General features: G+C 63.7%; 19 protein-coding genes and 1 tRNA gene. 6 read left to right on the top strand and 14 right to left on the bottom strand.

The annotated features are described in order from the left end of the window. Positions 1-7 precede the first annotated feature (7 nt). Entirely contained in the window at positions 8-238 is a 231-nt protein-coding gene (locus G6N67_RS11550) for an MbtH family protein (RefSeq protein ID WP_036430379.1), read from the bottom strand. 607 nt (positions 239-845) lie between these two features. Next, positions 846-1,124, bottom strand: a complete 279-nt coding sequence (locus G6N67_RS11555; protein WP_036430381.1) for a hypothetical protein — start codon at positions 1,122-1,124, stop codon at positions 846-848. Between the two features lie 211 nt (positions 1,125-1,335). On the opposite strand from G6N67_RS11555, the gene G6N67_RS11560 reads away from it, so the two are divergent. Next, positions 1,336-2,589, top strand: a complete 1,254-nt coding sequence (locus G6N67_RS11560; RefSeq protein WP_036434840.1) for a glycosyltransferase — start codon at positions 1,336-1,338, stop codon at positions 2,587-2,589. Positions 2,590-2,815: 226 nt separating this feature from the next. After that, positions 2,816-4,066 carry a class I SAM-dependent methyltransferase gene (locus G6N67_RS11565; protein WP_268951274.1) on the top strand — a complete coding sequence of 417 codons (1,251 nt, stop codon included), beginning with the start codon at positions 2,816-2,818 and terminating at the stop codon, positions 4,064-4,066. On the opposite strand, the gene G6N67_RS11570 is transcribed toward G6N67_RS11565, so the two are convergent. The 8 genes from G6N67_RS11570 to G6N67_RS11605 all read right to left on the bottom strand — a co-directional run bounded on the left by G6N67_RS11570 (position 4,067) and on the right by G6N67_RS11605 (position 13,040). Continuing rightward, the gene (locus G6N67_RS11570; RefSeq protein WP_179976820.1) at positions 4,067-4,870 is read right to left on the bottom strand and encodes a TylF/MycF/NovP-related O-methyltransferase; all 804 of its coding nucleotides are present in this window, start codon (positions 4,868-4,870) and stop codon (positions 4,067-4,069) included. A 216-nt stretch (positions 4,871-5,086) separates the two neighbouring features. After that, on the bottom strand, positions 5,087-6,202 hold the full coding sequence (locus G6N67_RS11575) for an acyltransferase family protein (RefSeq protein ID WP_051578560.1): 1,116 nt from the start codon (positions 6,200-6,202) through the stop codon (positions 5,087-5,089). A gap of 349 nt (positions 6,203-6,551) precedes the next feature. Then, entirely contained in the window at positions 6,552-7,673 is a 1,122-nt protein-coding gene (locus G6N67_RS11580; protein WP_036430385.1) for an NAD-dependent epimerase/dehydratase family protein, read from the bottom strand. 50 nt (positions 7,674-7,723) lie between these two features. After that, entirely contained in the window at positions 7,724-8,725 is a 1,002-nt protein-coding gene (locus tag G6N67_RS11585; protein ID WP_036430387.1) for a class I SAM-dependent methyltransferase, read from the bottom strand. Between the two features lie 40 nt (positions 8,726-8,765). Continuing rightward, positions 8,766-10,034 carry a glycosyltransferase gene (locus tag G6N67_RS11590; protein ID WP_036430389.1) on the bottom strand — a complete coding sequence of 423 codons (1,269 nt, stop codon included), beginning with the start codon at positions 10,032-10,034 and terminating at the stop codon, positions 8,766-8,768. Between the two features lie 96 nt (positions 10,035-10,130). Beyond that, on the bottom strand, positions 10,131-10,931 hold the full coding sequence (locus G6N67_RS11595; RefSeq protein WP_036430391.1) for a TylF/MycF family methyltransferase: 801 nt from the start codon (positions 10,929-10,931) through the stop codon (positions 10,131-10,133). Positions 10,932-11,190: 259 nt separating this feature from the next. Then, a complete protein-coding gene (locus G6N67_RS11600; RefSeq protein ID WP_036434846.1) occupies positions 11,191-11,925 on the bottom strand; it encodes a class I SAM-dependent methyltransferase in 735 nt (244 codons plus the stop codon). 338 nt (positions 11,926-12,263) lie between these two features. After that, positions 12,264-13,040, bottom strand: coding sequence for a GAP family protein (locus G6N67_RS11605; protein ID WP_036434848.1), 777 nt, complete (start codon positions 13,038-13,040; stop codon positions 12,264-12,266). Positions 13,041-13,450: 410 nt separating this feature from the next. On the opposite strand from G6N67_RS11605, the gene G6N67_RS11610 reads away from it, so the two are divergent. The 3 genes from G6N67_RS11610 (at position 13,451) to G6N67_RS11620 (ending at position 16,053) form a co-directional block, all read left to right on the top strand. Continuing rightward, complete coding sequence (locus tag G6N67_RS11610) at positions 13,451-14,428, top strand: sulfotransferase family protein (protein WP_081812453.1); 978 nt, start codon at positions 13,451-13,453, stop codon at positions 14,426-14,428. Positions 14,429-14,599: 171 nt separating this feature from the next. Further along, the gene (gene rfbA / locus G6N67_RS11615; protein WP_036430393.1) at positions 14,600-15,463 is read left to right on the top strand and encodes a glucose-1-phosphate thymidylyltransferase RfbA; all 864 of its coding nucleotides are present in this window, start codon (positions 14,600-14,602) and stop codon (positions 15,461-15,463) included. Positions 15,464-15,714: 251 nt separating this feature from the next. Continuing rightward, a complete protein-coding gene (locus G6N67_RS11620; protein WP_036430396.1) occupies positions 15,715-16,053 on the top strand; it encodes a hemophore-related protein in 339 nt (112 codons plus the stop codon). Positions 16,054-16,201: 148 nt separating this feature from the next. On the opposite strand, the gene G6N67_RS11625 is transcribed toward G6N67_RS11620, so the two are convergent. The 4 genes from G6N67_RS11625 to G6N67_RS11640 all read right to left on the bottom strand — a co-directional run bounded on the left by G6N67_RS11625 (position 16,202) and on the right by G6N67_RS11640 (position 23,138). Further along, entirely contained in the window at positions 16,202-19,159 is a 2,958-nt protein-coding gene (locus G6N67_RS11625; RefSeq protein ID WP_036430398.1) for an MMPL/RND family transporter, read from the bottom strand. 10 nt (positions 19,160-19,169) lie between these two features. Then, entirely contained in the window at positions 19,170-22,055 is a 2,886-nt protein-coding gene (locus G6N67_RS11630) for an MMPL/RND family transporter (RefSeq protein ID WP_036430400.1), read from the bottom strand. Further along, entirely contained in the window at positions 22,052-22,471 is a 420-nt protein-coding gene (locus G6N67_RS11635) for an MmpS family transport accessory protein (protein WP_036430402.1), read from the bottom strand. The genes G6N67_RS11630 and G6N67_RS11635 overlap by 4 nt, the downstream gene beginning before the upstream one ends. Positions 22,472-23,052: 581 nt before the next feature. Beyond that, positions 23,053-23,138: transfer RNA gene (locus tag G6N67_RS11640), tRNA-Leu, on the bottom strand. A 262-nt stretch (positions 23,139-23,400) separates the two neighbouring features. Here G6N67_RS11640 and G6N67_RS11645 point away from each other — a divergent pair. Next, complete coding sequence (locus G6N67_RS11645; protein ID WP_036430405.1) at positions 23,401-24,849, top strand: FHA domain-containing protein; 1,449 nt, start codon at positions 23,401-23,403, stop codon at positions 24,847-24,849. Positions 24,850-24,854: the final 5 nt, after the last annotated feature.

The raw sequence follows: 24,854 nt of genomic DNA on the forward strand, positions 1-24,854 counted from the left end.
AGACGGTTCAGCGCTCAAGAGCCCCGCCCTGCGCCAACCTCTCGCGCAGGCTCTTCGGCCGTATATCAGTCCAATTCTGCTCGATGAACTCCAAACACGCAGCTCGGTCCGCTTCGCCGTAAACCACCCGCCAGCCGGCCGGTACGTCGGCAAAGCTCGGCCAGAGGCTGTGCTGCTCCTCGTCGTTGATCAAGACGAGAAAGCTGCCGGTGTCGTCGTCGAATGGATTGATGCTCACGTTTCTCCAGGTTGCTGCGCGGACATCGCAAACATATCGCAAAGATACGGCGGCCCGCATCGCAGCGTCTGAGCTTTTCACGAAGTTACGCTGGTAGCAACTTTGGAGAATCCTGGTTAGCGAAAGTGATTTGTTAACCATACTCCTATTATTGTAATGTTTCAGCAGGTAGAGACTGGTTTTCGGGCACAGGCAACATTGCGAGAATTGCTAGTTTGTGAAAGTTCTGTGGGTTGGCGCGATCGCGCGTGACCACTGCTCTGACATCGGTCATTGTCCGCAATTCCAGCAAACTCAGCAAGATCTGAATTCAAATTATTTACGTCGAAGTCAGAGGCTGGCTGAACATCCCTTAGGGCGCATATCGGAGTTGCTGGAAGCGCCGGTTTGCGTAGTTTTTCCGAGGTAACCCGCCTGCCGCGGGCGGCACAGACCTTGCGAATCTTGCAGGCGGGCGCGCATGTAGTGACAGCAGCACGATCCGCGATCGCCGATGCCCCGAAATCTGCACCGTCAGAACGGTTCTAGCAACAAGGTGCGCGCAGCGCCGGACGCCTCCGCCGCAGCCTGCCGGGAGACCGCCGGAAGTACTTGCGCCGCTTTCCGTTTAGCGATCGCCCTTGGCGCCCGCGGGATCCTGTTTTTCGACGTCGTGATCAGACCGTGCGTGCGAGCCCTCCACGGGGGACGAGCCGGCAGGCAGCACGGTCATGAACACCGGAAGCTTCAGCACCACCCCGCCTGCCACCGGCATGCGGATGGTGAGGGACACGACCTCCAGTTCAAGACGCCGTCCCCGTTGGGTTTCCATCTCCAGACGACCTGGCAGACGCTTGGGCGCCGACAGCCAATCCAGACCACGTTCGATCGACTCGACCAGGTTCATGCGGCCGACTATACCGCGGAAATGGCAAACCTCCTCGTCAGAGGCCATTTGTATGTCGCGAATTCATATGCGGTAGAGGACTTCTCGTCCCGCATATCCGATCTGCATCGAGTCCACGGCGAACAACCTTGCGACAGTGTGCGAACCAGCGATAATGACCGGACAATCCGGCGATCGCCGACGCGCACGTCAGCTGAAAGGCTGGTACCTGATGAGGTTTGCCCTGGCATGTTACGGAACTCGCGGCGACGTCGAGCCGTCCGTCAGCATCGGCCGCGAACTCCAGCGCAGAGGTCACGACGTTCAGCTGGCCGTCCCACCTGAGTTGGTCGGCTTCGCCGACGGCGCCGGACTTTCGGCGGTCGAATACGGGCCCGAGCTCCATGCGTTCCTGCGGGAGGACTTCCTGCGGAACTTCTGGACGCAAATCTTCCGCAACCCGATCGGTTCGCTGCGCGAACTGTGGCAACCGATCAACGCGTACTGGAACGAGACGAGCGCGACGCTCATGAAGGTCGCCGACGGCGCCGATCTTCTCTCCACGGGCTTGAACTTCGAACAGCCCGCCGCCAATATCGCGGAGTACTACGGTATCCCGCTGATCGGCCTGCACCACTTCCCCATGCGCCCCAACGGACAGCTCGTGCCGATGCTGCCGGCTCAATTGATCCGTTCCGGCGGCACGGCGACCGAGTGGCTGCTCTGGCGTTTCACCAAAGACGTCGATGATGCCCAGCGAAAGGAACTGGGTTTGCCTTCGGCAACCGGTCCTTCGCCGCGGCGGATCGCCGAGCGAGGTTGGCTCGAAATTCAGGCGTACGACGAGGTGAGCGTGCCTGGCCTTGCCGCGGAGTGGGCCAGGTGGAACGGGCAGCGCCCGTTCGTGGGTGCCTTGACCATGGGTTTGACCACCGACTCCGACGACGAGGTGATGTCATGGATCGCCGCGGGGGCGCCGCCGATCTGCTTTGCCACCGGCAGCATTCCGGTGGAATCTCCTGTCGAGACCCTGGACATGATCAGCGCGGCGTGCGCGCAGCTCGGCGAGCGGGCATTGGTGTGCGCGGGCGGCACCGACTTCAGCGGCGTACGCATCCCCGATCACGTCAAGGTGGTCGGGGTGGTGAACTATGCGAAGGTCTTCTCCGCGTCGCGTGTCATCGTGCACCACGGTGGCTCTGGCACCACGGCCGCGAGCCTGCGCGCCGGGGTTCCCACCCTGATCCTTTGGAGTTCTGCCGACCAGCCGTACTGGGGAAACCAGCTCAAGCGGCTGAAAGTCGGTACTGCGCGCCGTGTTTCGAAGACGACCCCGCAGACCCTGACCACCGACCTACGCCGGATCCTGGCACCGGACTACCGCACCAGGGCCCGCGCGCTCGCCACTCGGATGACCGACCCCGCCGAGAGTGTGGCCAGGGCGGCCGACCTGTTCGAAGACGCTGTCCGCCGAAACGCCCGGTGACATGACTCGCGTTCAGCCCGAAAGGCTTTGCTCGGCGAGCGCACGTATGAACTTTTCCGAGCCTCGCAATGCCGGGGTAGCCGATGTCAGATTTGCGGCCTGCCGAGTCGAGCGATTCCGGCCATCCGGCGAGCTCGCAGCGACATTCAAATGCGGTCGACGAAACCGGTTTACGACACCAATGAAGGTCTAGGCTCACCATGTCGAACAAACCGGCAGGCACACCGTGCGAGACAGGGGGACAGCATTGACCGACCACAGATGTCGCATTTGCGGCGGCGAGCTTCATGAAGTGTTCGACCTTGGCCGTCAACCTGTCTCGAATGCATTCGCCAAGCCGGAAGATGCCGCCAAGGTGCCATTCTTTCGATTGGCAGTCGGTGCGTGCACGAAATGCACGATGGTGCAACAACTCGACACCGTGCCACCGAATGAGATGTATCGCGCCGATTACCCGTATCGCGCATCGGGTTCCCTGTTGATTCGCCGGCATTTCGAAGAAGTCGCCCGCCATATTCTCGATACCTGCCCCGGGGGTCGTGATGGCTTCGTGGTCGAAATCGGGAGCAACGACGGCGTCATGCTGAAGACGCTCAGCGAGGCCGGCATGCGGCACCTGGGCGTGGACCCCGCGGCGAGCGCGGGCGAGGTGGCCCGGTCGCACGGCGTCAATGTGCGCACCGACTTCTTCGACGCGGCCACGGCGGCCGACATCTACGCCGAGCACGGCCATGCGAATCTGATCTTCTCGGCCAACACCTTCAGCCACATCTCGTACCTGGACTCGATCTTCGAAGGCGTCGACACGCTGCTCGCCCCTGACGGCTTGTTCGTGTTCGAAGATCGTTCGCTCGCCGACATCCTCAGGCACAACTACTTCGACCAGATCTACGACGAGCACATCTACCTCTTCTCGGTCAGCTCGGTACAGGCCATGGCAGATCATTTCGGCTTCGAACTCGTCGATGCCGAGCACCTGCCGCTGCACGGCGGCTCCATTCGCTACACCGTGGCGCGGCGGGGCAGCCGCGCACCGAGTCCTGCCGTCGCGGCATTCGTCGCGCAAGAGAAGGCAGATGGGCTCGCGGAAAAGGAAGAGGCGGCGTTCGTCCGGTTCTCCGACGACGTCAGCCGCATCAAGACCGAGCTTGTCGCACTGCTTCGCGACATCCGTTCGCAGGGCCGCACCGTGGTGGGCTATGGCGCGACGTCACGCAGCGCCACGGTGCTCAACTATTGCGGGATCGGTGCGGACCTGCTGCCGTTCGTGTGCGATTCGACGCCCGAGAAACAGGGACGCGTCACGCCAGGCTCGATGATCCCGGTGTGCCCGCCCGACGCCTTCTCCGATCCCTACCCTGACTACGCACTGCTGTTCGCCTGGAACCACGCAGAAGAGATCATGGCCAAGGAGCGGCTGTTCCAAGAGAAGGGCGGACGGTGGATCCTGTACGTGCCAGAGGTCCACACCGTCTGATCAGGAAGCCGGCTTGATCAGCAGGCCCTGACCCGTGGGCAGCGTGCAGATGGGCACACCCAGCTCCTTCGACACCTCGTCCATCGCGTCGCGCTGCTCCTCGCGGCCCCGGTTCGCGTAGTCGTCCAGAAGCACGTACGCACCCGGAGTCAACCGCGGCCAGAAGTGCCGCAGGGCGGCGACTTCCGGTGGAGCACAATTCATGTCGATGTGGAGGTAGGCCACCTTCTCCGCGTCGACCTGGTCGAGGGTCTCCGGGACCGCGCCGACGACGATGCGATGGTTGCGCCACTGCGCGAAGTTGGCCCGCACGCTGTCCACCGAGTCGACGTAGAGCCCGTCACGCAGGTGCGCCTGGCTGGTCTCGAGTGCGCCCGACTCACGTTCACCGGCCGTGATGAAACGCGGGTCGAGTCCGGTGAAGGTGTCGAGCAGGTAGAAGGTCTTGCCGAGCCGGTCCCAGTCGAGGTACTCCATGATCGCACTGCTCAAAAATCCGTAGCTGACCCCGCATTCGACGAAGTCGCCGTCGAGCCGGCTCGCGTTCGCGGCGGCCCACAGGCCCACGTGCACGCGCCAGTGCCACTGGTACCAGTCCTGATCGTCGCCGAGGGCACGCGCACCGCGCCGATAGGCGCGCTGGAAATCCGGGTCGTCCATGAACCCGTGCGTATTGAACGTGATCAGTGCGTCATTCGAATACACGTCGGGCAGAAGCTTGCGCGCGAGCCAGTACTCGGCGCGAACCCACCGCATCGTAAGACGGGCCTTGGTCGACAATCCGGTTGCCACGGCGGCGACCATAACATAGCGGTGGACTCCGGCGTCGATCAAACCGACGCGGTTGCTGCAGTGCAACTTTCGTGCATTCCGCGGTGCGGATGGCCGAGCGGATGAGCCACGCGGCGCGCCACCCCGAACGCTACGCCGTGATGCAGATCAGGCGAATCCCGCCACGGTCGCGCCGCTGCCGACCATATGCCGCTATGGCCGCAAACCGGCACGGCGGCAAACTTATTGCTACCCGGCCTGGGGTTCGGGAGCCTGCGGTTCTCGCGCCTTGGGTTCTGGCGCGACGGTCTTCGCCGCCCTGGCCTCGACTCTTCGCTTGTACCGGGCCTTCAGCGCCATCGCACGTTTCTCGACCAGGAACCAGCTCATCGCCGCGAACGGCAGGGTGGCCAGTGTCGAAAGGACAAAGAACAGAATGGGACTGAGGAAGACCAGCCCGAATATGGCGAGCAGCTGCTGCATCGGGAACGCGTAGATGTAAACGCCGTACGACAGGTCGGTCCGCAATGTCATGCGCTTGTTGCGGATCAGCGCGCCCGACACGATGACCGCGTACGCCAGCGGCAGGCCGGCAACCACCCGGTAGTCGGGCAGCAGACCTGCCGCGAAGACGATCACCACACACACCGCGACGATCGACCACCGCGCGGGTATGACGTCGCGCCAGTGGTACATCAGGGCACCGGCCGCGAACATGATTCCGGTACGCATGATCAGCTGCGGAATGGTCCAGACGCCGGGATAGGTCAGCGGCGGGAACAACATCGCCCCGGCCGTCGCGAGCACCAGGAACACCGGAGAGACCCACCGCCGGCTCGCCAGGCCGACCACGCCGATCAGGGCGACGATGAGGTAGCACGCGACCTCCCAGATGAGAGACCACAGCGACGCGTTCCACCCCGCGGCCGCGTCGGGGATCCCGTGCGGCGTTCCGCCGATGTCACGCTGGAGCGGGATCAGCCCGATGTTCTTCACGATGTACTCGATCGGTGCGCTCGAGGTGAGGAGCTTCGACACCGAACCGCCCTGGACCGCCACCGCGATCGGCGCGATGACAAACGCCGTGACCGCGAGGCACACGTAGAACCCGGGCAGGATGCGCAGGGCTCGCGCCATGAGGTACTCGCGGATGTTGGGATTCGTCAGCCAGCTTCTGGTGATGAGGAATCCCGAGATCGCGAAGAAGCCGTCGACGCCCACCGAGAAGAGCACCTGCAGAATCGCCTCCGGGGGCATCCGTCCGGTGACCGGGAACGAATGCCACAGGATCACCTCGGCCGCCAGCGCCAGCCGGAAAGCGTTCAGCGCATTGTTCCGTGGATCAAATGCCTGCGCTAATTTCATCTACTCCGCCCCGTCGTCCCCGCCTGGCGCTGCGCTGCAATCGTATCGTTGCCTCGGCAACGACCGGGTGCCTTTACGCCGTCCCGAATGGGTTGGATCTTAGCTTCGCCGAATGCAATTGGCGGCGCTACCGATGCGTAACAGGGCATTCACAAATGTATTGCGCGACTACGCAAGCCATTTGGTGCACAACTGGCAATACCTTGTCAGGCGCTTGCGGGATGACCCGCCTGCGCATTGCGACGATAAACGCATCGCTGGCAAAGCCGCGGCCGGCTTCGCCGCCACGGTAAATGTCAGTGCCGAAAGCGATTTCGGGCGCCGGTTGCGCGTTGATCTGACGTCGGCGTCAGCGTGCCCGGCCCACCCCGACCTGGTCGAGTTGCGCGGCGTGATCGACTGGCCCCGACTCGGACTGCGACCCGATCCAGTCGAGCAGCGAGCGCAGTCCGTCGTCGAGGTTCCACTTCGGTCGCCAGTCGAGTTCACGCTGGGCCAAGCCGATGTCGCAGCTCGCCGCGCGCACGTCACCGTCGCGGAATTTCCCGACGACCACCGGCTCAGGTGCATCGAACACGGCGGCGATCTTCTGCGCCAACTCATGCACCGTGATGCCGTGACCCGAGCCGATATCCACGCACCGCGACTCGGCCGCAGGCTTGACCACGGCCGCGAACAACGCGTCGATCACATCGTCGATGTAGACCAGATCGCGGACGATCCGCCCGTCCTCGTAGACTTCGGACGCCCGCAGCTCGCGGGACAACCGCGCGAAGAACGGGACCACACCCGTGTACGGGTTGCTCAACGACTGGCCCGGCCCGTAGGCGTTCTGCAGCCGCAGGATGCTCAGGCCCGTGTCGTGCGCGGAGGTCCACGCTGTCAACAGGTTCTCCTGCGCAAGCTTCGTGGCCCCGTACACGTTTGTGGGCCGCGCCTCCGTCTGGTCCGCGCGGCTCGGTAGCGGCACCGCTGGGTCACCCGTCGGCCCCTGTGGATCCCAGATCCCGGCCACCAGCTGCGCGTGGCTGCGCGGCCGTGGATAGAACGTCTGGGAACCGCTCTGCCAGGCCCCTTCGCCGTAGACGGCCCTCGACGACGCCACCACGATCTGTTCGGGAACCAGGCCCGCTCGGCTGAGCGCATCGAGCAGCTGCGTCGTGCCGACCACGTTGACCGCGCCGTGGCGCGTCGCCTGGGACAACGACTGGGCGGTACCTGTCTCGGCGGCCAGATGGATGACCTGGTCAGGGCGGAACAGCCCGAGTACCGCGTCCCAGTCGGGTGCGTGCGTCACGTCTCCGGTGAACAACCGCACTGCCGGTGAAAGCTTGAACATCTGCCCGCCCGCGTGCACCTGCGGGAGGAAGACGTCCATGACCGCGACGTCGTAGCCGGCCTCCACCAGGCGGCGTGAGAGCGCGGCACCGATGAATCCCGCTCCACCGGAGATGAGTACGGATCTGGACAAGAGCTGACGCCTTCCGTTCGGCAGTGATTGGTCTCGAGGATGTACCGGAATTACCTGGCCCGCATGACGAACCCGGCCTGGTCGCCGCGCCCCTGCCGGTTGAGCGCCACCGAGCGCCGTTCCCAGCTCAACATCTTCCGCAATCCGAAGTTCTTGAAAATGGCGCCCAGCCCGGCCAGTTCAGGAAGGGGTATCCCCCGTCGATAGGCTTCGCTGCCGAAGAACTGCGACGAGTTGGAGTCGTCGATCGTCTTCTCCACCCGCAGCCCGACCGCTTCGGCTGCGAGCTCCATACCGCGCCGGGACGGGATGACGGTGTGCCGCGGTGCGTCGATCAGGCACCAGTCCTTGCCGTAGGTAGTCCAGGCCTCCGACGACGTCGTCGGTAGCCGCGCCAGGATGACCCCACCGGGCGCGAGCCGCTCCTGTGCGGCCTTGAGGGTCTCCACCGGATCGGGTACATGCTCGAGAGAATGGTTGAACATGATGACGTCGTATTCGCCGCTGACCTCGTTCATGAACCGCTTCACCAGCGGGACGCCCAGCGGCGTCACACCGTCCTCCTCGATGAACGGATCAGCACCGGCGAGTTGTGTGAATCCGGCCCGCGCCAACCGATCCAGCAGCATCCCACCACCGCAGCCGACGTCGAGTATGCGTGCATCGCGTCGGAGATTGAGGTCACCGAGCATCTTGACGACATCTCCGCTGGCATCTGGCGTGCCGATCAACGAACGAACACCCGGCGGCAGTGCCGAGATGAGTGCACCGATGAACTGGCGACCCTCGTGAAGCTCGAATCGGTCTCGCTGCGTCGTCATCCATTGGAAGAAGCCGGGCTGCGCCGCGACGGTGTACGAGTAGTACTTGCGCGGGTAGTGCCGCGCAAGTTCCTCCCCCTCAAGAACATTCACGATCTGCAACGTCCCGCATTCTGCGCAGACGTAGTAATCGAACAGCTCACGGGTGCCGTAATACATCTCGCGAACCGTGATGGTCTCGTGAGGACCAGTCGAGCCGCACACGCGGCACTCTTTGGTGACCTCGCTCATCTTCCCCTCCTGGTGAAGCTTTCGTTTTGAACAGCGCCGATCAAGCCATGCTCCGCAACCGGGCGAAGTCCTCGACGACATCCGCTGCGCGGTGGTTGCTTTCGGCGGGCCTGGTCATCTTGGTAGCCAGGCTACGTGCCCGCGCGACATAGTCCGGCGCGAGAATCTGCCGCAGATCGGCCACCAGCGAGTCTTGCGTGGTTGCCGAAAAGCGGCGTGTGGTACCGATTTTCAACCGTTTGAGCTGTGCGCCCCACAGCGTCTGGTTGGCGTCCATGGACAGGATCAGAGTCGGCACCCCGGCACGCATACTCGCCGCGGTCGTACCCGATCCGCCGTGGTGCACGACTGCGCGGCAGGCCGGGAAGATCGCCGCGTAGTTGACTGCGCCGACCACCTTGACGTGATCGAACCGGGGCACGTCGCTGAAGTCGCTGTAGCCGGCACAGACCAGTGCCCGTTCGCCCAGTGCGGCGCTGGCCGCGGCGATCATCCTGATGGTGTCGGCGGGGGACTCCACCGGCATGCTGCCGAAGCCGAAGCAGATCGGCGGTGTGCCCGCGGCAATCCACGACGCGACCTCGTCATCGACGTTGGTCGGAAGCTCCATCGTGAGCGTGCCCACGAACGGCCGCTGCCCGTCCCACTTCGCCCATTCCGCGGCCAGCCCGGGGAAGCACACGTCGTCGTAGGCCTGAACCTCCAGTGATCCGCGGCGAGCGATCCGCTGCGCTGCGGGGCTGGTGGCCTTCGGCAACCCGAGTTCGCGACGTTGGGTGTCGTCGACCTTCTTGTTGAGCAGCCACGTGAACCAGTCGAAAAGGGTCATCGCCGCACGGCCCAGCGCCGGGGGCAGGATCGTCACGAGCCTGCCGTTGGGCCGGACCGGGACATGGTGCAACGTGATCAGCGGAATGCCGTAATACTCAGCGACATTGGCCGCAGGCTCTTGATAGGCCTGTCCGGCGATCAACACGTCGGCATCCTCGGCCGCCGACCGCAGCGTGGCGTTGATGTGGGCCCAGCACTGATCGCTCAGCGTCCACATCTCACGCCACAGCTGCCGCAGCTCCCGGATCCTCCAGAACGACCGGAACAACGTCGTCCAGAAGTTGCGATAGACGTCGAGCCAGGTGCGGGTGTCGAGCCCGAACGCAACCGCCGGAAGACCGGCGGCCTCGACGAAACCGACCGAATCGGGCGCGACGGCCAAGCACACGTCGTGCCCCCTGCGGGCCAGCTCACGTGCCACCACGAGGGATGGCTCGATGTCGCCGCGGGTTCCGTAACTCGCCAACACAAATTTCATCGCAGTTCGAAGCCTCTCAATAATCCCCGTGACGGCCCGTCGCAGCCGGGCCCGCCGGAGCGGGCGCGGCACGGACGGACAGTGTGCGAGCGGCCGTCACTGCTTGCGCCAGAGCACCCCGGTGCCGTCGATCTCGACGATCTCCTCGGTGATCCCATGCTTCGTGCGGTAGTCCGTGACAGCCTTCCGGCAGCCCTCGATCGCGTGATAGTCGTCGATGATGCAGAAGCCGCCCGGCGACAGCCGCGAGTACAGGCCGTCCAGCGCTTGGATCGTGGATTCGTACAGGTCTCCGTCGAGCCTGAGCACCGCGATCTTCTCGATCGGCGCATCGGCCAGCGTGTCCTTGAACCACCCGGGCAGGAACCGCACCCTGTCGTCCAAGAGCCCGTAACGCTCGAAATTCGCCCTGACGTCCTTTTCCTTCACCGCCAGAATCGGGGCCGCGAGATGCAGTTTGTCCCCCTTGTCGGCCGCATAGTTCGCGGCGTCCGGCGGCGGCACGCCCGCGAAGGAGTCGGCGAGCCAGACCTGTCGGGTCTCGTCTCCGTACGCGCCGAGGACGGCACGCATGAGAATCGAAGCACCGCCACGCCACACCCCACACTCGACGAGATCGCCGGGAACGTCGTCCGTGAGCACGGTCTCGACGCATTCCTGCAAACTCGTGAGCCGCTTCATGCCGATCATCGTCAGTGCATCGGCAGGCCAGTCCAACCCCAGGTCGCGCTTGCGCCGATCGAACGGTCGCTTACGGACGAGCATGAGGTTGCCAATCTTGAGAATGGGTCGGTGCAGTAAGCCCCACCCCACGGGCACCAACTCATCGACCCCATACCTGGTGAGATCCTGCCGGAGCAGGTCCAGATAAGCGGATCGAGTGCCACGGTCGGTCACGGTCAAAAAAGTGCCCCTATCTCCTCAATCGGTGCTGCTGGTGATGAGCCTAACCTGGCGGACAGGCAGTCAGAACATTTCTGTGGCGACTGTAGATCCTTGCGCCCGAGAGGTTTTCGGGGAAATTCGGTGATCTTGACGCCGAGTTGCAAAACAGGCGAACGCCGTTGGCTTGCGCGGCGAATCGACGATGTGGGTCAATGCCAGATCTGCGCGGTCATGGCAAACAATCGCCGATCATTGCCAGACCATCGGTGGCTCACCGGAAAGCCGCGCGGGCCAGGCGCTTCGGCTCTTCGGCTTTGTGCACCACAACCACCGAGTCGAACACTTCGATGCGGTCGATGATGGTTGCCGCGAGCGGCACCTCCATCTCCCGTCGGCGCTTCGGATGGCCCTCCTGGAACTCGAACACCGAGGACATCTGCATGTAGGGCGCATGCATCGCATCCATCAGCCACTTGGTGAAATCGATGAACGACTCGGATCGATCCCGGTAGCCCGTCCAGTAGTTGGCGCAAACATCCTCGACCGCATACACCCCGCCGGGTGCCAGCCGCGGAAACAGATACTGGAACGATCCGATCATCTGGCTGGGTTGATGTCCGCCGTCGTCGAGGATGGTGTCGAACGGACCGAACTCGTCGAGGACGCGGCCGAGGAACGCGACGTCGGTCTGATCACCGATGCGCACATGGATGTCGTCGTCCGGCGCGTCATACTGGGCGGCCTTCGGATTGAAGTCGATCCCGACGATCTTCGCCTCGGGGAGGTACTTCCGCCACATCCGCAACGAGCCGCCTCGGTCCACGCCGATCTCGAGCATGCGCTCGGTGCCCTGCAATACGGACTCGTAGATCGGCAGATAGTGGCGGAGTTTGTGAATGTTGTCGGAGCCGTTAAATATTCGCCCCATCGGGGTGTCTGCGGGCGGGCGGTCGTCGGCGCCCATCACCACGGGCCGCGCCAGGTCCGGCCCAAGCGCGGCGAGCATGCGTCCACGCGCCTTGTACGGATAGCGACGAAAAATGAAAGGAGGCTTGGGCAGCAATGCCAGCCTGAACATGGCCATAGTCACGAGATCCTATGGACACTCGATACGGCAACGGCACATATCGCGAGAATGCTTGTAAAACACAGAGATAGCTTATCGTCGCAGCAGCACCACAAATCACCGTGAGCCGATGCCGGCGCGACCCGCGGCGTGCCCGGCAAACTCATTGCCGGTCCGCTTCGGGGCCCGGGACAGGCACACGCGGCCGGAACATCGGATGGAGCAACATGCGGTGACGGACAAACCAGTTGCGGTAGGAAAGATTTGAGGCGGGCAGTTCAGAAGCTGCCTATCCCCCTGAGAACGGCCGACACCCCGATCACCAGGAAGATGACGGCGACGATCTGCTGACGTCGTGCCAGGGCCCAGCCGCGCAGGCGGCGCAGCACGGCTTCGGTGCGCTCCGGAGCGACGATATGGCTGATGAGCACGATCTCGACGACGCCGAGCACCCCGACGATGTAGAGGACAGCCGTGGTCAGCTGCGTGGTGATCGCTGCCCCCGAGGTCAGGATCGTGGCGAGCACCAACAGCACGATCTCGGGCGCCGGGCCCATCGCGAGACCGATGACGAAAGCCACCCACAGCGATCCGTTGTCCCAGGCATTGCGGGCACGCGTGATGAGCCGCCGGACAGCGGATCCTAGCCTCGAGACGTCGTCACGAGAGGCGCCGTCCCCGGATGCATTCGGATCGAGGACCATGATCAACTTGCTTCCCGACGCGGGAACGTCCGCGTTCTGCCTCAGCCGTAACCGCGCAGTGAGTGCAGCCGCGATCACCAGGGCGAACACACCGATACCGATCTGAATCTGCGCTGAGTTGGAACCCGTTGTCGGAGTGGCCAAATCATCTGTCCACGGCCGAAGCGCCGGCGTGAAGTGCAGCACGATCAGGGGCGCCAGGATGGATACCGCGCTCGCCAGCAGGCAACCGGCCCAGAAGATGAGGATGTTCTGGGCAGGCCGCTGGCGAGATATCAGCAGCAGGGTCACACCAAGCCGCACCGGGTTGAGCGCACCCATGAGCGCCAGCCCCAGCACCGAGCTCCACACCGCCGTCACGCTACCGCGTCGGTTCGCCGCGTTGGCATTTTTCAATGCGCTCAGCAATGGACTCTCGCGAGCTGTCGCGCGCAGGTTACGCGAACTGTCGCGCGAATTTTATTGATGGCGCGCCGCTCGTTACATTCGTCGCCTATTCTGTCGATGCCGGTTTCGCCGGTGCACCAACGACATTCATGACGACAGGTGCATTTTTGGTGAAGTGCCCCTGTCGCCGAGTTCGAAGGGTTACCACCACTTTCCGCTTGAACCGTAATTGCTGGCAAATCGAGCCCCGATTGTCGGGGCCGTCATGGAATCGGGGAGACGATGATTCGCAGCGCGCGCTCGTCCAGGTGCCGCCTGGCCACCTGCCACGCTCATGTTCCGCACACCGCGACCGATGACAGGGGGATGCGCGCATGAGCACGCCTACCCCGCACGACCAGACGTCGAAGCGCCCGACCATCCTGTTCGTCCTCGGCATGGGGCGATCCGGAACATCTGCGCTCACCCGGGTGCTTTCCCTGTGCGGCGCAGCCCTGCCGACCGGGATGATGGGCGCCGACAACGGCAATCCGCGGGGCTATTGGGAGCCGCGTGCTGCGCTCTTCATCAACAGAGCGATCCTGGACCGCCATGACAGCGCCTGGTGGGATCCCTCGTTGCGACTGCTGGAGGACGGCGAGTTCACGCCCGAGGAGACTGCCGCGGGCATTGCCCAGATCGGCGCGTTCCTCAACCGGCTGCCCGCGGCACCCGTCGTCGTCATCAAGGAACTGACCATCGGTGTCCTCGCCGACATGTGGTTCGAAGCCGCGCGCCGCGCAGGTTACGACATCTCGGCAGTGATCGCCGTCCGGCACCCACAGGAAGTCGTGGCCTCGCTGGCAGCGGCCGTCAAGGCTTCCCCGGAACTCACCACCGCCCTGTGGCTCAAAGGCAATCTGCTGGCGGAGCGGCAGACTCGGGGGCTGCCCCGCGCCGTCGTCGAATACGCCAATCTGCTGGAAGACTGGCGACGCGAAATGGCCCGCATCTCCGCGGCGCTGTCGATCGAACTGACACCGACGGATGAAGGCGCGATCGACGAGTTCCTGGCACCGGAGCTGCACCGACAGCGCAACAACACCGCGGTCCCGGATCACTTCGGCTCCGACTGGGTTTCGAGTGTCTACCGCGTGATGCACGAGGCCGCACGCGCCGACACGGTCGACACCTCGGCCCTGGATCGCGTCTTCGACGCGTACCAGGCCAGTGAACACGACTTCCGCACGGCGTTCGAGAATTCCCGTACCTACCAGGACGGCGTCCTCAACAAGCTCATCCGGCCGTCGATCGCGAAGCCGTTCCTCGAACTTCGTGCGATAGCCCACCGGCGTAAGGGAACCTGGGTCTAGAGCGGCAGGTGGTGCGCATGAGCTGAAATCTGAAGATGTTTCACCGCAGCCTGATTCACCCTGGTCCAGGTTGTGCGCGACACCGCGCAGGATAGGGTGGCAGTATGTTGCGCCGCGATGGCCTCGAAATCGCGTTGGCCGGCGCCGAACTCGACATCAATAAGGGAAAACATGCGTGGCATCATTCTCGCCGGCGGCTCTGGCACCCGACTGCATCCGATCACGATGGGTATGAGCAAGCAGTTGCTGCCGGTGTACGACAAACCGCTCATCTACTACCCCTTGTCGACGCTGATCATGGCCGGCATCCGCGACATCCTGGTGATCACCACACCGCCCGACGCACCGGCATTCGAGCGGCTGCTCGGCGACGGCTCGGCATTCGGCGTCAACCTGCGTTACGCGGTACAGCCAGAGCCGGAAGGGCTCGCGCAGGCCTTCGTGATCGGCGCCGACCACATCGGGACCGACAGCGTCGCACTTGCGTTGGGTGACAACATCTTCTACGGCCCGGGCCTCGGCACGGGATTGCGCCGATTCGAAACAGTCAGCGGCGGGGCTATTTTCGCGTACTGGGTGGCCAACCCGTCGGCGTACGGCGTGGTGGAGTTCAGCGCCGACGGCACGGCGTTGTCGCTGGAGGAGAAACCGCAGACGCCGAAATCCCACTACGCGGTTCCCGGTTTGTACTTCTACGACAACAACGTCATCGAGATCGCCAAGTCGCTGCGGAAATCGGCTCGCGGCGAATACGAGATCACGGAGGTGAACCAGATCTACCTGAACCGCGGGCAGCTGTCGGTCGAAGTGCTCGCCCGCGGTACCGCGTGGCTCGACACCGGTACGTTCGACTCGCTGCTGGACGCGAGCGACTTCGTGCGCACCATCGAACGCCGTCAGGGGCTCAAAGTCAGCGTGCCCGAAGAGATCGCCTGGCGCGCGGGATTCATCGACGACGCCCAGCTCGCGGCCCGCGGCCGGGAGCTGCGCAAGTCGGGTTATGGCGACTACCTGCTGAGCCTGCTGGACCAGTAGCCACAGGCGCCCCGCTCGCGGCGCGGCAACCTTGGCAATGACTCGGCCCGGGCTGCGTTCGGCGGTAGTTCAGGAAAAAGCGCGTTATTGTGCCCGTTCAGCAAATTCGCATTAATTCAATTCAGCACACCCGTGAAGTTACCGAGTAACAGAATGAAACTGCGGGTAGATATAGCCGATAGTGATGTAGTCCGAGCCCAAGTTCCGCGATCGCCATTACAGTTGGAGCAGACAGAGCAAGGAGGGGATTCATGATCAAATTGTCGTTGGCAAAAATTTCTGTCGCACTCGGAGGTGCGGCCCTGTGCTTGACCGCCGGAGCCGGTCTGGCCTCGGCAGAGCCGGATATCGGTCCGATGGTGAACACGACCTGTACGTATGAGCAGGCCATGGCCGCGGTTCATGCCGAGAATCCGATGGCTGCGCAGTATCTCGACCAGTCGCCGCCCAACCTGCAATTCCTGCGCGTCTTCCTCAGTTCATCACCGGACCAACGCGTAAATCTGCTCAACCAGATCAAGAACAACCCCGGCGCCAATCAGGCGCTGCCGGTTTTCCAGCAGATGATGACGAGCTGCACCAAGTACTGAACAGCAAACTCGATCACATCACCAATATTGCGTACAGCGCACTGATCGCGCGCAGCGCCAGGTGTGAGTGAACACCGCGCGACATGCGAACGAAACGGGCTCCGGTTTTCCGGAGCCCGTTCTGTTTCGCTCGGCGAATGCCGGCGGGTCAGCCGGCCGGCGGCCGCGGTATCGGTGCCGTGGCCGCGTCGTCGGGGCCGCGTTGTACGTCGCCGTCCAGCAGCGCCCGCACGAGCGGGCGCGGGCCGTAGGGCCTGAGCAGGACACTCGCGGGGCGGGGCCGCACCCGCTGCGGCCACCAGAACCAGCGGCCGAGGAGTGCCGCGATCGCCGGTGTCAGGAACGCCCGCACGATCAAGGTGTCGAACATCAGACCCAGGCCGATGGTGGTGCCGATCTGGCCGATGATGCGCAGGTCGCTGACCACCATCGAGGCCATCGTCGCCGCGAACACCAGCCCCGCCGTCGTGACGACCTTGCCGGTGCCGCCCATGGCCCGGATGATGCCCGTGTTGATGCCTGCGCCTATCTCCTCTTTCATGCGCGATACGAGCAGCAGGTTGTAGTCGGATCCCACGGCCAGCAGGATGATCACCGACATCGCCAGCACCATCCAGTGCAACTGAATCCCCAGTACGTATTGCCAGAGCAATACCGACATCCCAAACGACGCCCCCAGTGACAGGGCGACCGTGCCCACGATCACCAGCGCCGCGATGAAGCTCCGCGTGATGATGAGCATGATGATGAAGATCAGGCACAGCGCCGCGATGCCCGCGATCAACAGGTCGTAGGTCGACCCGTCCTTCCAGTCCTTGGCCGTCGCCGCGGTACCGGCCAGGGAGATCTGGCTGTTGACCAGTGGGGTGCCCTTGAGGGATTCCTCGGCCGCCGTCTTGATCTGCTCGGTGCGGGCAATACCTTCCTCGGTCGCGGGATCTCCGTTGTGAGAAATGATGAACCGAACGGCTTTCCCGTCCGGGGACAGGAACGAATTCATCGCACGCTGGAAGTCCGGATTCTGAAAGACCTCGGGCGGGAGGAAGAAGGAGTCGTCGCTCTTGGCCGCATCGAAGGCCTGCCCCATGACGGCCGCGTCCTTGCTGGTCTCGTCCATCTGACCGAGCAGACCGGACATCGTGGTGTGCATCGTCAGGGACATGGTCCGCATGGTCTCCATGATGGAGATCATCTGGGGGAACTGCACGAGCATCTCGGGCATGATCGCGTCCAGGTGATCCAGGTTGTCTACCATGACCGCAAGCTTGTCGTCGATCTCGTCAACGGTGTCCAGAGCGTCGAACACCGACCGCAGCGACCAACAGATCGGGATGTCGAAACAGTGCGGCTCCCAGTAGAAGTAGCTGCGGATGGGCCGCAGGAAGTCGTCGAAGAGCGCGAGACTGCCTCGCAGTTCGAACGCGATGTCTTTCAGCTCATGCGTTTTGCCGACCATGCTGTGCGTCGTTTCCTGCATCTGCTTCATGAGCTCGTACATGCGCTTCATCACGGCGATCATGGTGGCCATGTCGTCGGCTTGCTTGAGCATGTCGTCGACGCGCTGCCGCTGAAAGTGCAGGGCCTGCGTCTGGCCGGCGTTCTGCAGGCTGAGCAGGAACGGTATCGACGTGTGCTCGATCGGGGTGCCCTCGGGTCGGGTGATGCCCTGGACCCGCGAGACACCGCGAACCTTGAAGACTGCCTTGGCCACCCGGTTCAGCACCAGGAAGTCCGCGGGATTGCGCAGATCGTGGTCGGACTCGATCAGCAGCACCTCGGGCTGCATCCGCGCCTGGGAGAAATGGCGCTCGGCGGCCGCGAAGCCCATGTTGGCGGGGATGTCACCGGAGATGTAGGCCCGGTCGTTGTAGCTGGTCTTGTAGCCCGGCAGCGCCAACAGGCCGACCAGCGCCGCGGCCAGGGAGGCCGCCAGCACCGGACCCGGCCAGCGCACGATCGCGGTACCGATCCCACGCCAACGACGTACGCGCATCTTGCGTTTCGGGTCCAGCAGCCCGAATCGGCTGGCCAACGCGATTCCCGCGGGCACCAACGTGACCGCAACCGCAACCGCGGCGAGCATGCCGATGGCACAGGGGATGCCCATGGTGTGGAAATAGGGCAGCCGCGTGAAACTCAGGCAGAAGATGGCGCCCGCGATCGTCATGCCGGATGCCAGGACCACGGGCGTCACGCCGCGATACATGCTGTAGTACGCGGTTTCCCGGTCCTCACCCGCCTGCCGCGCCTCTTGATAGCGGCCGAAGAAGAAGATGCCGTAGTCGGTTCCGGCCGCGATGCTGAGGAAGACCAGCATGTTGACGGCAAACGTCGATAGCACGAACACTTCGTGATGGCCAAGAAACGCGACAATGCCTCGGGCAGCTGCCAATTCGATGCCGACCATGGTCAGCAGCAGAATCACCGTCACGATCGAGCGGTACACCATGAGCAGCAGCGAAAAGATGATCACGACCGTCACCGCTGTGATCTTCAGGATCGACTTGTTGCCGCTGTGCTGCATGTCCGAAGCCAGCGGCGCCGCACCGGTCACGTAGACGTGCACGCCCTCGGGGGGCGCATTCTCATCCACGAGTTTGCGTACCGCCGCGACAGATTCGTCACCCAGAGGCGTGCCCTGGTTGCCCGCCAGGTTCAGCTGGACATAGGTCGCCTTGCCGTCGGGACTCTGCACGCTCGACGACGTGAGCCGGTCGCCCCACAGATCCTGCACGTGCTCAACGTGTTTCGGATCGGCCCGCAGATCGCTGATGAGTCTGGAGTAGTACTCACGCGTGTCGTCGCCGAGCGGTTCCTGGCCCTCGATCACGATCATCGCGGAGCTGTCCGAATCGGACTCCTGGAACACCTGGCCCATGCGCTTCATGGCCTGGGCCGACGGCGCATCCTTGGGCATCAGCGACACTGAGTTCTTCTCGCCGACCTTCTCCAGCGCGGGAATGGCCGACTTCCAGTCGCCGTCAACGGATCCCAGCGTCGTCACCAGGATCACCGCGATCCACGCCAAGATCACCAGGGGCGACAGGTTGCGGATCGCGCGTGCGACGAACGGCCGCCGCTTCTGCTCGGTTTGGTTACTGCTCATGCGGACTTCGCTAGTCCCTCAACAGCAGTGAACGCACCAGCGGACGGGGCCCGACCGGCCGGAGCATGGTGCTCGCCGGACGTGGCCGCACTCGCTGCGGCCACCAGAACCAGCGTCCCAGCAGCGCGGCGATGGACGGCGTCATGAAGGCGCGCACCACCAACGTGTCGAACAACAAACCGAGACCGATCGTGGTTCCCACCTGGCCGATGGTCAGCAGGTCGCTGACTATCATCGAGCCCATGGTCGCCGCGAACACCAAACCGGCGGCCGTCACGACCTTTCCGGTGCCGCCCATGGCCCTGATGAGGCCCGTGTTGAGGCCCGCGTGGATCTCTTCCTTCATCCGCGACACGAGCAGCAGGTTGTAGTCGGAGCCGACGGCCAGCAGGACGATGACCGACATCGCCAGCACGACCCAGTTGATCTGGATCCCGAGAATGTGTTGCCAGACAAGGACGGACAACCCGAACGAGGCGCCCAGCGACATCGCCACCGTTCCGACGATGACCAGAGCCGCGACCAGGCTCCGCGTCATGATCACCATGATGATGAAGATGAGGCACAGCGCGGCGACGCCTGCGATCAAGAGGTCGATCTTGGATCCGTCGACCAGATCTTTCACGCCGGCGGCCGTACCCGCCAGATAGATCCGGGAGTTCTCCAGCGGTGTGCCCTTGAGTGCCTCCTCGGCCGCGGTCTGGATCGGCTCCACCCGCGAGATGCCTTCGGGTGTCGCGGGATCACTGCGCTGGTTGATGAGCAGGCGCGCGGCCTTCCCGTCCGGGGACAGGAAGATGTCCATGACCCGCTTGAAGTCCTCGTTCTCCAGCACCTCGGGAGGCAGATAGAACGAGTCGTCGTTGTTCGCGGCGTCGAAGGCCTTGCCCATGGCCGTCGCATTCTCGGCCGAATCGTCCATCTGATCGAAAATGCCCGACATCGTGCTGTGCATCGTCAGCATCATCGTGCGGGTGCTTTCCATGGTGGCGATCATCTGCGGGAACTGCAGGAGCAGCTGCGGCATGAGCGCATCCATCTGGTCGAGATCTTTGACCAGCCCCTGCATCTTGTCCGTCATCCGATCGACGCCGTCAAGCGCATCGAATATGGATCTGACCGACCAGCAGAGCGGAATGTCGAAACAGTGCGGTTCCCAGTAGAGATAGTTTCGGATGGGCCGCCAGAAGTCGTCGAAATCCGCGACGTGGTCGCGCAATTCTTTCAGGCTGTCTTCCAATTCGTGTGTGGTGCCGACCGTACGGTGCATCGTGGCCACGAGATCTTGCATGATCTCGTACATGCGCTGCATGAGATTGATCGTGGTCGTCATCTCGTCTGCCTGCTTCAGCAGGTCTTCCATGCGCGCTTTCTGAAATGGCAGACTCAATTGTTGGCTGGCATTGGACATGCTCAGCATGAATGGGATCGACGTATGGTCGATCTGAGTTCCCTCGGGCCGGGTAACCGACTGCACGCTCGCAATTCCGGGAACTGCGAACACCGCCTTGGCCAGCTTGTTGAGCACCAGCAGATCAGCCGGATTTCGCATGTCATGATCCGCCTCGACCAACAACAGGTCAGGCGTCGTCATCTTCGACTCAGGGAAATGCCGTGCCGCAGCCGCGAAACCCTGATTGGCGGGGATGTCCTGCGGAATGTATTTCTGATCGCTGTAGCTGGGGCTGTAGCCGGGCAATGTCAGAAGACCGATGAGGGCGATGGCGATCGTCGCCACCAGGATCGGCGCGGGCCATCTGACGATCGCGGTACCGACCCGCCGCCACCGGCGCGTGATGACCATGCGCTTGGGATCGAAGATCCCGAACCGACTGCCTGCCGCGATGGCCGCGGGCACCAGCGTGAGCGCGACCGCGACCGCAACCAGGATGCCCACCGCGCCGGGGATGCCCAGCGGCTGGAAGTAGGGCAACCGGGTGAAGCTCAGACACGCGATCGCACCGGCGATCGTGACGCCTGACGCCAGAACCACCTTGGCGACGCTGCGGTAAGCCGTGTAGTACGCCGATTCGCGGTCCTCGCCGGACTGCCGGGCCTCCTGATATCGCCCGGTGAAGAAGATTCCGTAGTCGGTTCCGGCCGCGATACCGACAGAGACCAGCAAGTTGACGACGAAGGTCGTGAGGCCGACGAGCCCGTGCATGCCGAGGAATGCCACCAGCCCACGCGCCACCTGCAATTCGATGGCGACGGTGAACAACAGGATGATCACGACGAGCAGCGAGCGGTACAGCAGGAGCAGCATCACGAAGATCACCCCTACGGTGACCAGCGTGATCAACAGGATGGTCCGGTTGCCGCTCTCCCCCATGTCGGCGACGATGGCCGCCGGGCCGGTGACATAGACCTGGACCCCCGGAGGCGCCGGCGTGCCGTTGACCACATCCTGGACGGCCTTGACCGACTCGTTCGACAGTGCCTGGCCGAATTTGCCGACGAGATTCAACTGGACGTAAGCGGCTTTACCGTCGCCGCTTTGTGCGGCGCCGGCCGTGAGCGGATCGCCCCAGAAATCCTGGACGTGCTGCACGTGCGCCGGATCGTTCTTGAGTTGGCTGACGATTGTGTCGTAATACCGGTGGGCGTCGTCACCGAGAGGCTCTTGGCCCTCGAGAACGATGACCGCGACGCTCTCGGAGTTGGATTCCTGGAATAGCTCGCCCATGCGGGTCATGGCTTTGACAGACGGCGCATCGGGCGGGCTCAGCGAAACCGAATGGTCTCTTTCGACGACCTCGAGCGGTGGCACGGCGACCGTCAAGAGAACGGTGATGGCCACCCACACCAAGATGATCGGCACCGAGAACTTGCGGATCACCCACGCCACGCGCGACCGGTGCGGTTGGGCTTCGGCGGTGGTCTTGTTGTCGGTCATGCGGCCTTCAGAAGGCAGGAGGCGAAGGCGTTCACCTGATTGGAGACCTTTTCGGCCTTGACTTCGTTGTCCACTGTGATTCGGCAGCCGATATTGTCGCTGTCACCCTGCGCCATGATGCTTCCCACTGCGGTGGCCTTGCTGATCTCGAATTGCAATGTCCACGGCAGGCTGACTTTCTGAATGAATTGCGGTTCGGCGTCGACGTCGAAATAGCTGATATCCGCTACCGTGCCGGCCGGACCAAAAACTTCATAAGTCAATTTCTTGGGGTCGAATGGCTTGCTTTCATTTACCTTGGTGTCGGCATAGGTAGGGCGCTTTTCGGAGCCGAATATGGTGTGCAGACGCGACACGGTAAATCCCCCGGCACCGACCACTGCCAGCACAAGTAGCGGAATCCATAGCCGCCGCAAAAGCCCGAAAATGGTAGGTCTCCTCCCTTATCTCCACACCGGCACCATGCTGCGATATCCCCGACACGATCGCAAACGCACGGAGCCTCGGAGGGGCCCAACTTGGTCGATGAAGAGTAAACCATGGCGCCTCGCGCCAGATACGCCCGTTCCCAACGCGATACGCGATCGGAACGCCCGCTCCATGCATTTGTTCCGGCGACCGGATTCCGCTCCAGAATTCAGCAAATTCCAGCTTTCGCGCAGAAATAGCCCTGTCCCTGCAACAAATCACGCGAGCATGCGATGGTGGCGAAAGTCCACGCGATAGCTCGGCGGGCGCCTGTGGAAGCGCTGAGGAAATCGTTTCGAGACCCGGTTCTGCCCAGGTGCGCAACAGGTTTGGAGGTACGCGGCTCCTGCTGTCAGCAACGTCAATTTGATAGCTGGTGCTCCCCCGCCGGCGAACAGGATCCGCTGAGCGGGAGGCATCCATCGCAACACATGTCCGCAGCGGCGGCAGCGAGGCGCGCTGGGAGAGAATTCGTGGAAAGCCGGGATACGACACAGGGCCCCGGAAGACCGGGGCCCTGTGATCACCATGGTGGGCGAAGGGGGACTTGAACCCCCACGTCCCGAAGGACACTGGCACCTGAAGCCAGCGCGTCTGCCATTCCGCCACTCGCCCGAATGACCGAGGCAGCGTATCACTGCGCGCGCGTGGTTCCCAAACCGCGCCGTTCAGCGCCGTGAACGGCCTCAAGCCATGCTTAACGTCATCAAGATCAGGTCACTGACCAGCAGCGTTCTGATTCTCAGAGTTCTGTTGCTCCCGCAGGACCAGTCTCGGCCGATACCATCCATGTGAGCAGTGTGGCCAGAGCGACACGCGGGAGCTTCAACTGCCGGTGCACGACCACGGACAACTACGAGACAAGGCGGGCGGTGACATGGGTCTGGCAGACCGCATCGAACGCAAGCTCGAGTCGACCGTGGGCGACGCGTTCGCGCGAGTGTTCGGCGGCTCGATCGTTCCGCAGGAGGTCGAGGCCATGCTGCGGCGCGAGGCCGAAGCCGGTGCCCGCACTGTCGGCGGCGGCCAAGTTTTGGCACCGAACGACTACGTAATTACCCTCAGTGGGACCGACTACCAGAAGGTAAGCGCCGACACAGACCTGACCTCGACCGCCTTCGCCAAGCATCTGGGGGGATTTATCCATGATCAGGGGTGGCAAACGTATGGTGATGTGGTCGTCAGATTCGAGCATTCACCGAACTTGCACACCGGGCAGTTCCGTGCGCACGGCGCGGTCAACCCAGATTCCATCGCTGGCGAATCCGCGCGAGCCCATAGCGACCATGCGTTCACCGCAGGAGGAGAACCACCTATGACCGATAATCCGAATTACCGCGGCGGCCAGGGACAAGGTCGACCGGGCGACGACTATTACGACGACCGCTACGGCCGTCAGCAGGACGATCAGCGCGGCGGCCAGTACCCGCCGGACCAGGGCGGCTACCCGCCCCAGGATCAGGGCGGTTACCCGCCGCGCGGCGGCGGTTACCCCGACCAGGGTGGCTATCCCGATCAAGGCGGCTACCCGGACCAGGGTGGCTATCCCGACCAGGGTGGCTACGGCGGCGGCCAGCAATACGACCAGCGCCAGCCGCCCGGCTACGGGCAGCAGGGCGGCGGTTACGACCGGGGCTACGGCCAGCAGCAAGGCGGTTACGGCCCTCCGCCGGGGGGCCCGGGCGGCTATGGCGGTCCCGGCGGCCCTGGCGGGCCTGGCGGTGACTACGACTACGGCCGTCAGCAGCCCGGCGGGCCGGCCCGGCACGACGACTACGGCCGGCCGGACCAGCGCCAGGGCGGCGGCTACCCCGAGCAGGGTGGCTACGGCGGCGGCCAGCAGTACGGACGCCAGGACTACGGCCAGCAGGATTACGGCCAGCCGCAGGACTATGGCCGCGGCTACGCCGAACCGCAACAGGCCGGTGGTGGCTATCCCGACGCGGGCTACGGCGACCAGGGCGGCCGTGATTTCGATTACGGCGGTCAGGGTGGCTACGGCGGCGGCGGTTACGGCGGCGGCGATTACCAGGCCGGCGGCGCGACCGTCACGCTGCAGCTCGACGACGGCAGCGGCCGCACGTACCAACTGCGGGAAGGCGCCAATGTGGTCGGCCGCGGCCAGGACGCGCAGTTCCGACTGCCCGACACCGGGGTGTCCCGCCGCCACCTGGAGATCCGGTGGGACGGCCAGGTCGCGCTGCTGTCGGACCTGAATTCGACCAATGGCACCACAGTCAACAACGCGCCGGTGCAGGAGTGGCAGCTGGCCGACGGGGATGTGATCCGGCTGGGTCACTCCGAGATCATCGTGCGCGTGCACTGAGCGTC

It is taken from the genome of Mycolicibacterium mageritense (assembly GCF_010727475.1).
GTDB lineage: Bacteria > Actinomycetota > Actinomycetes > Mycobacteriales > Mycobacteriaceae > Mycobacterium > Mycobacterium mageritense.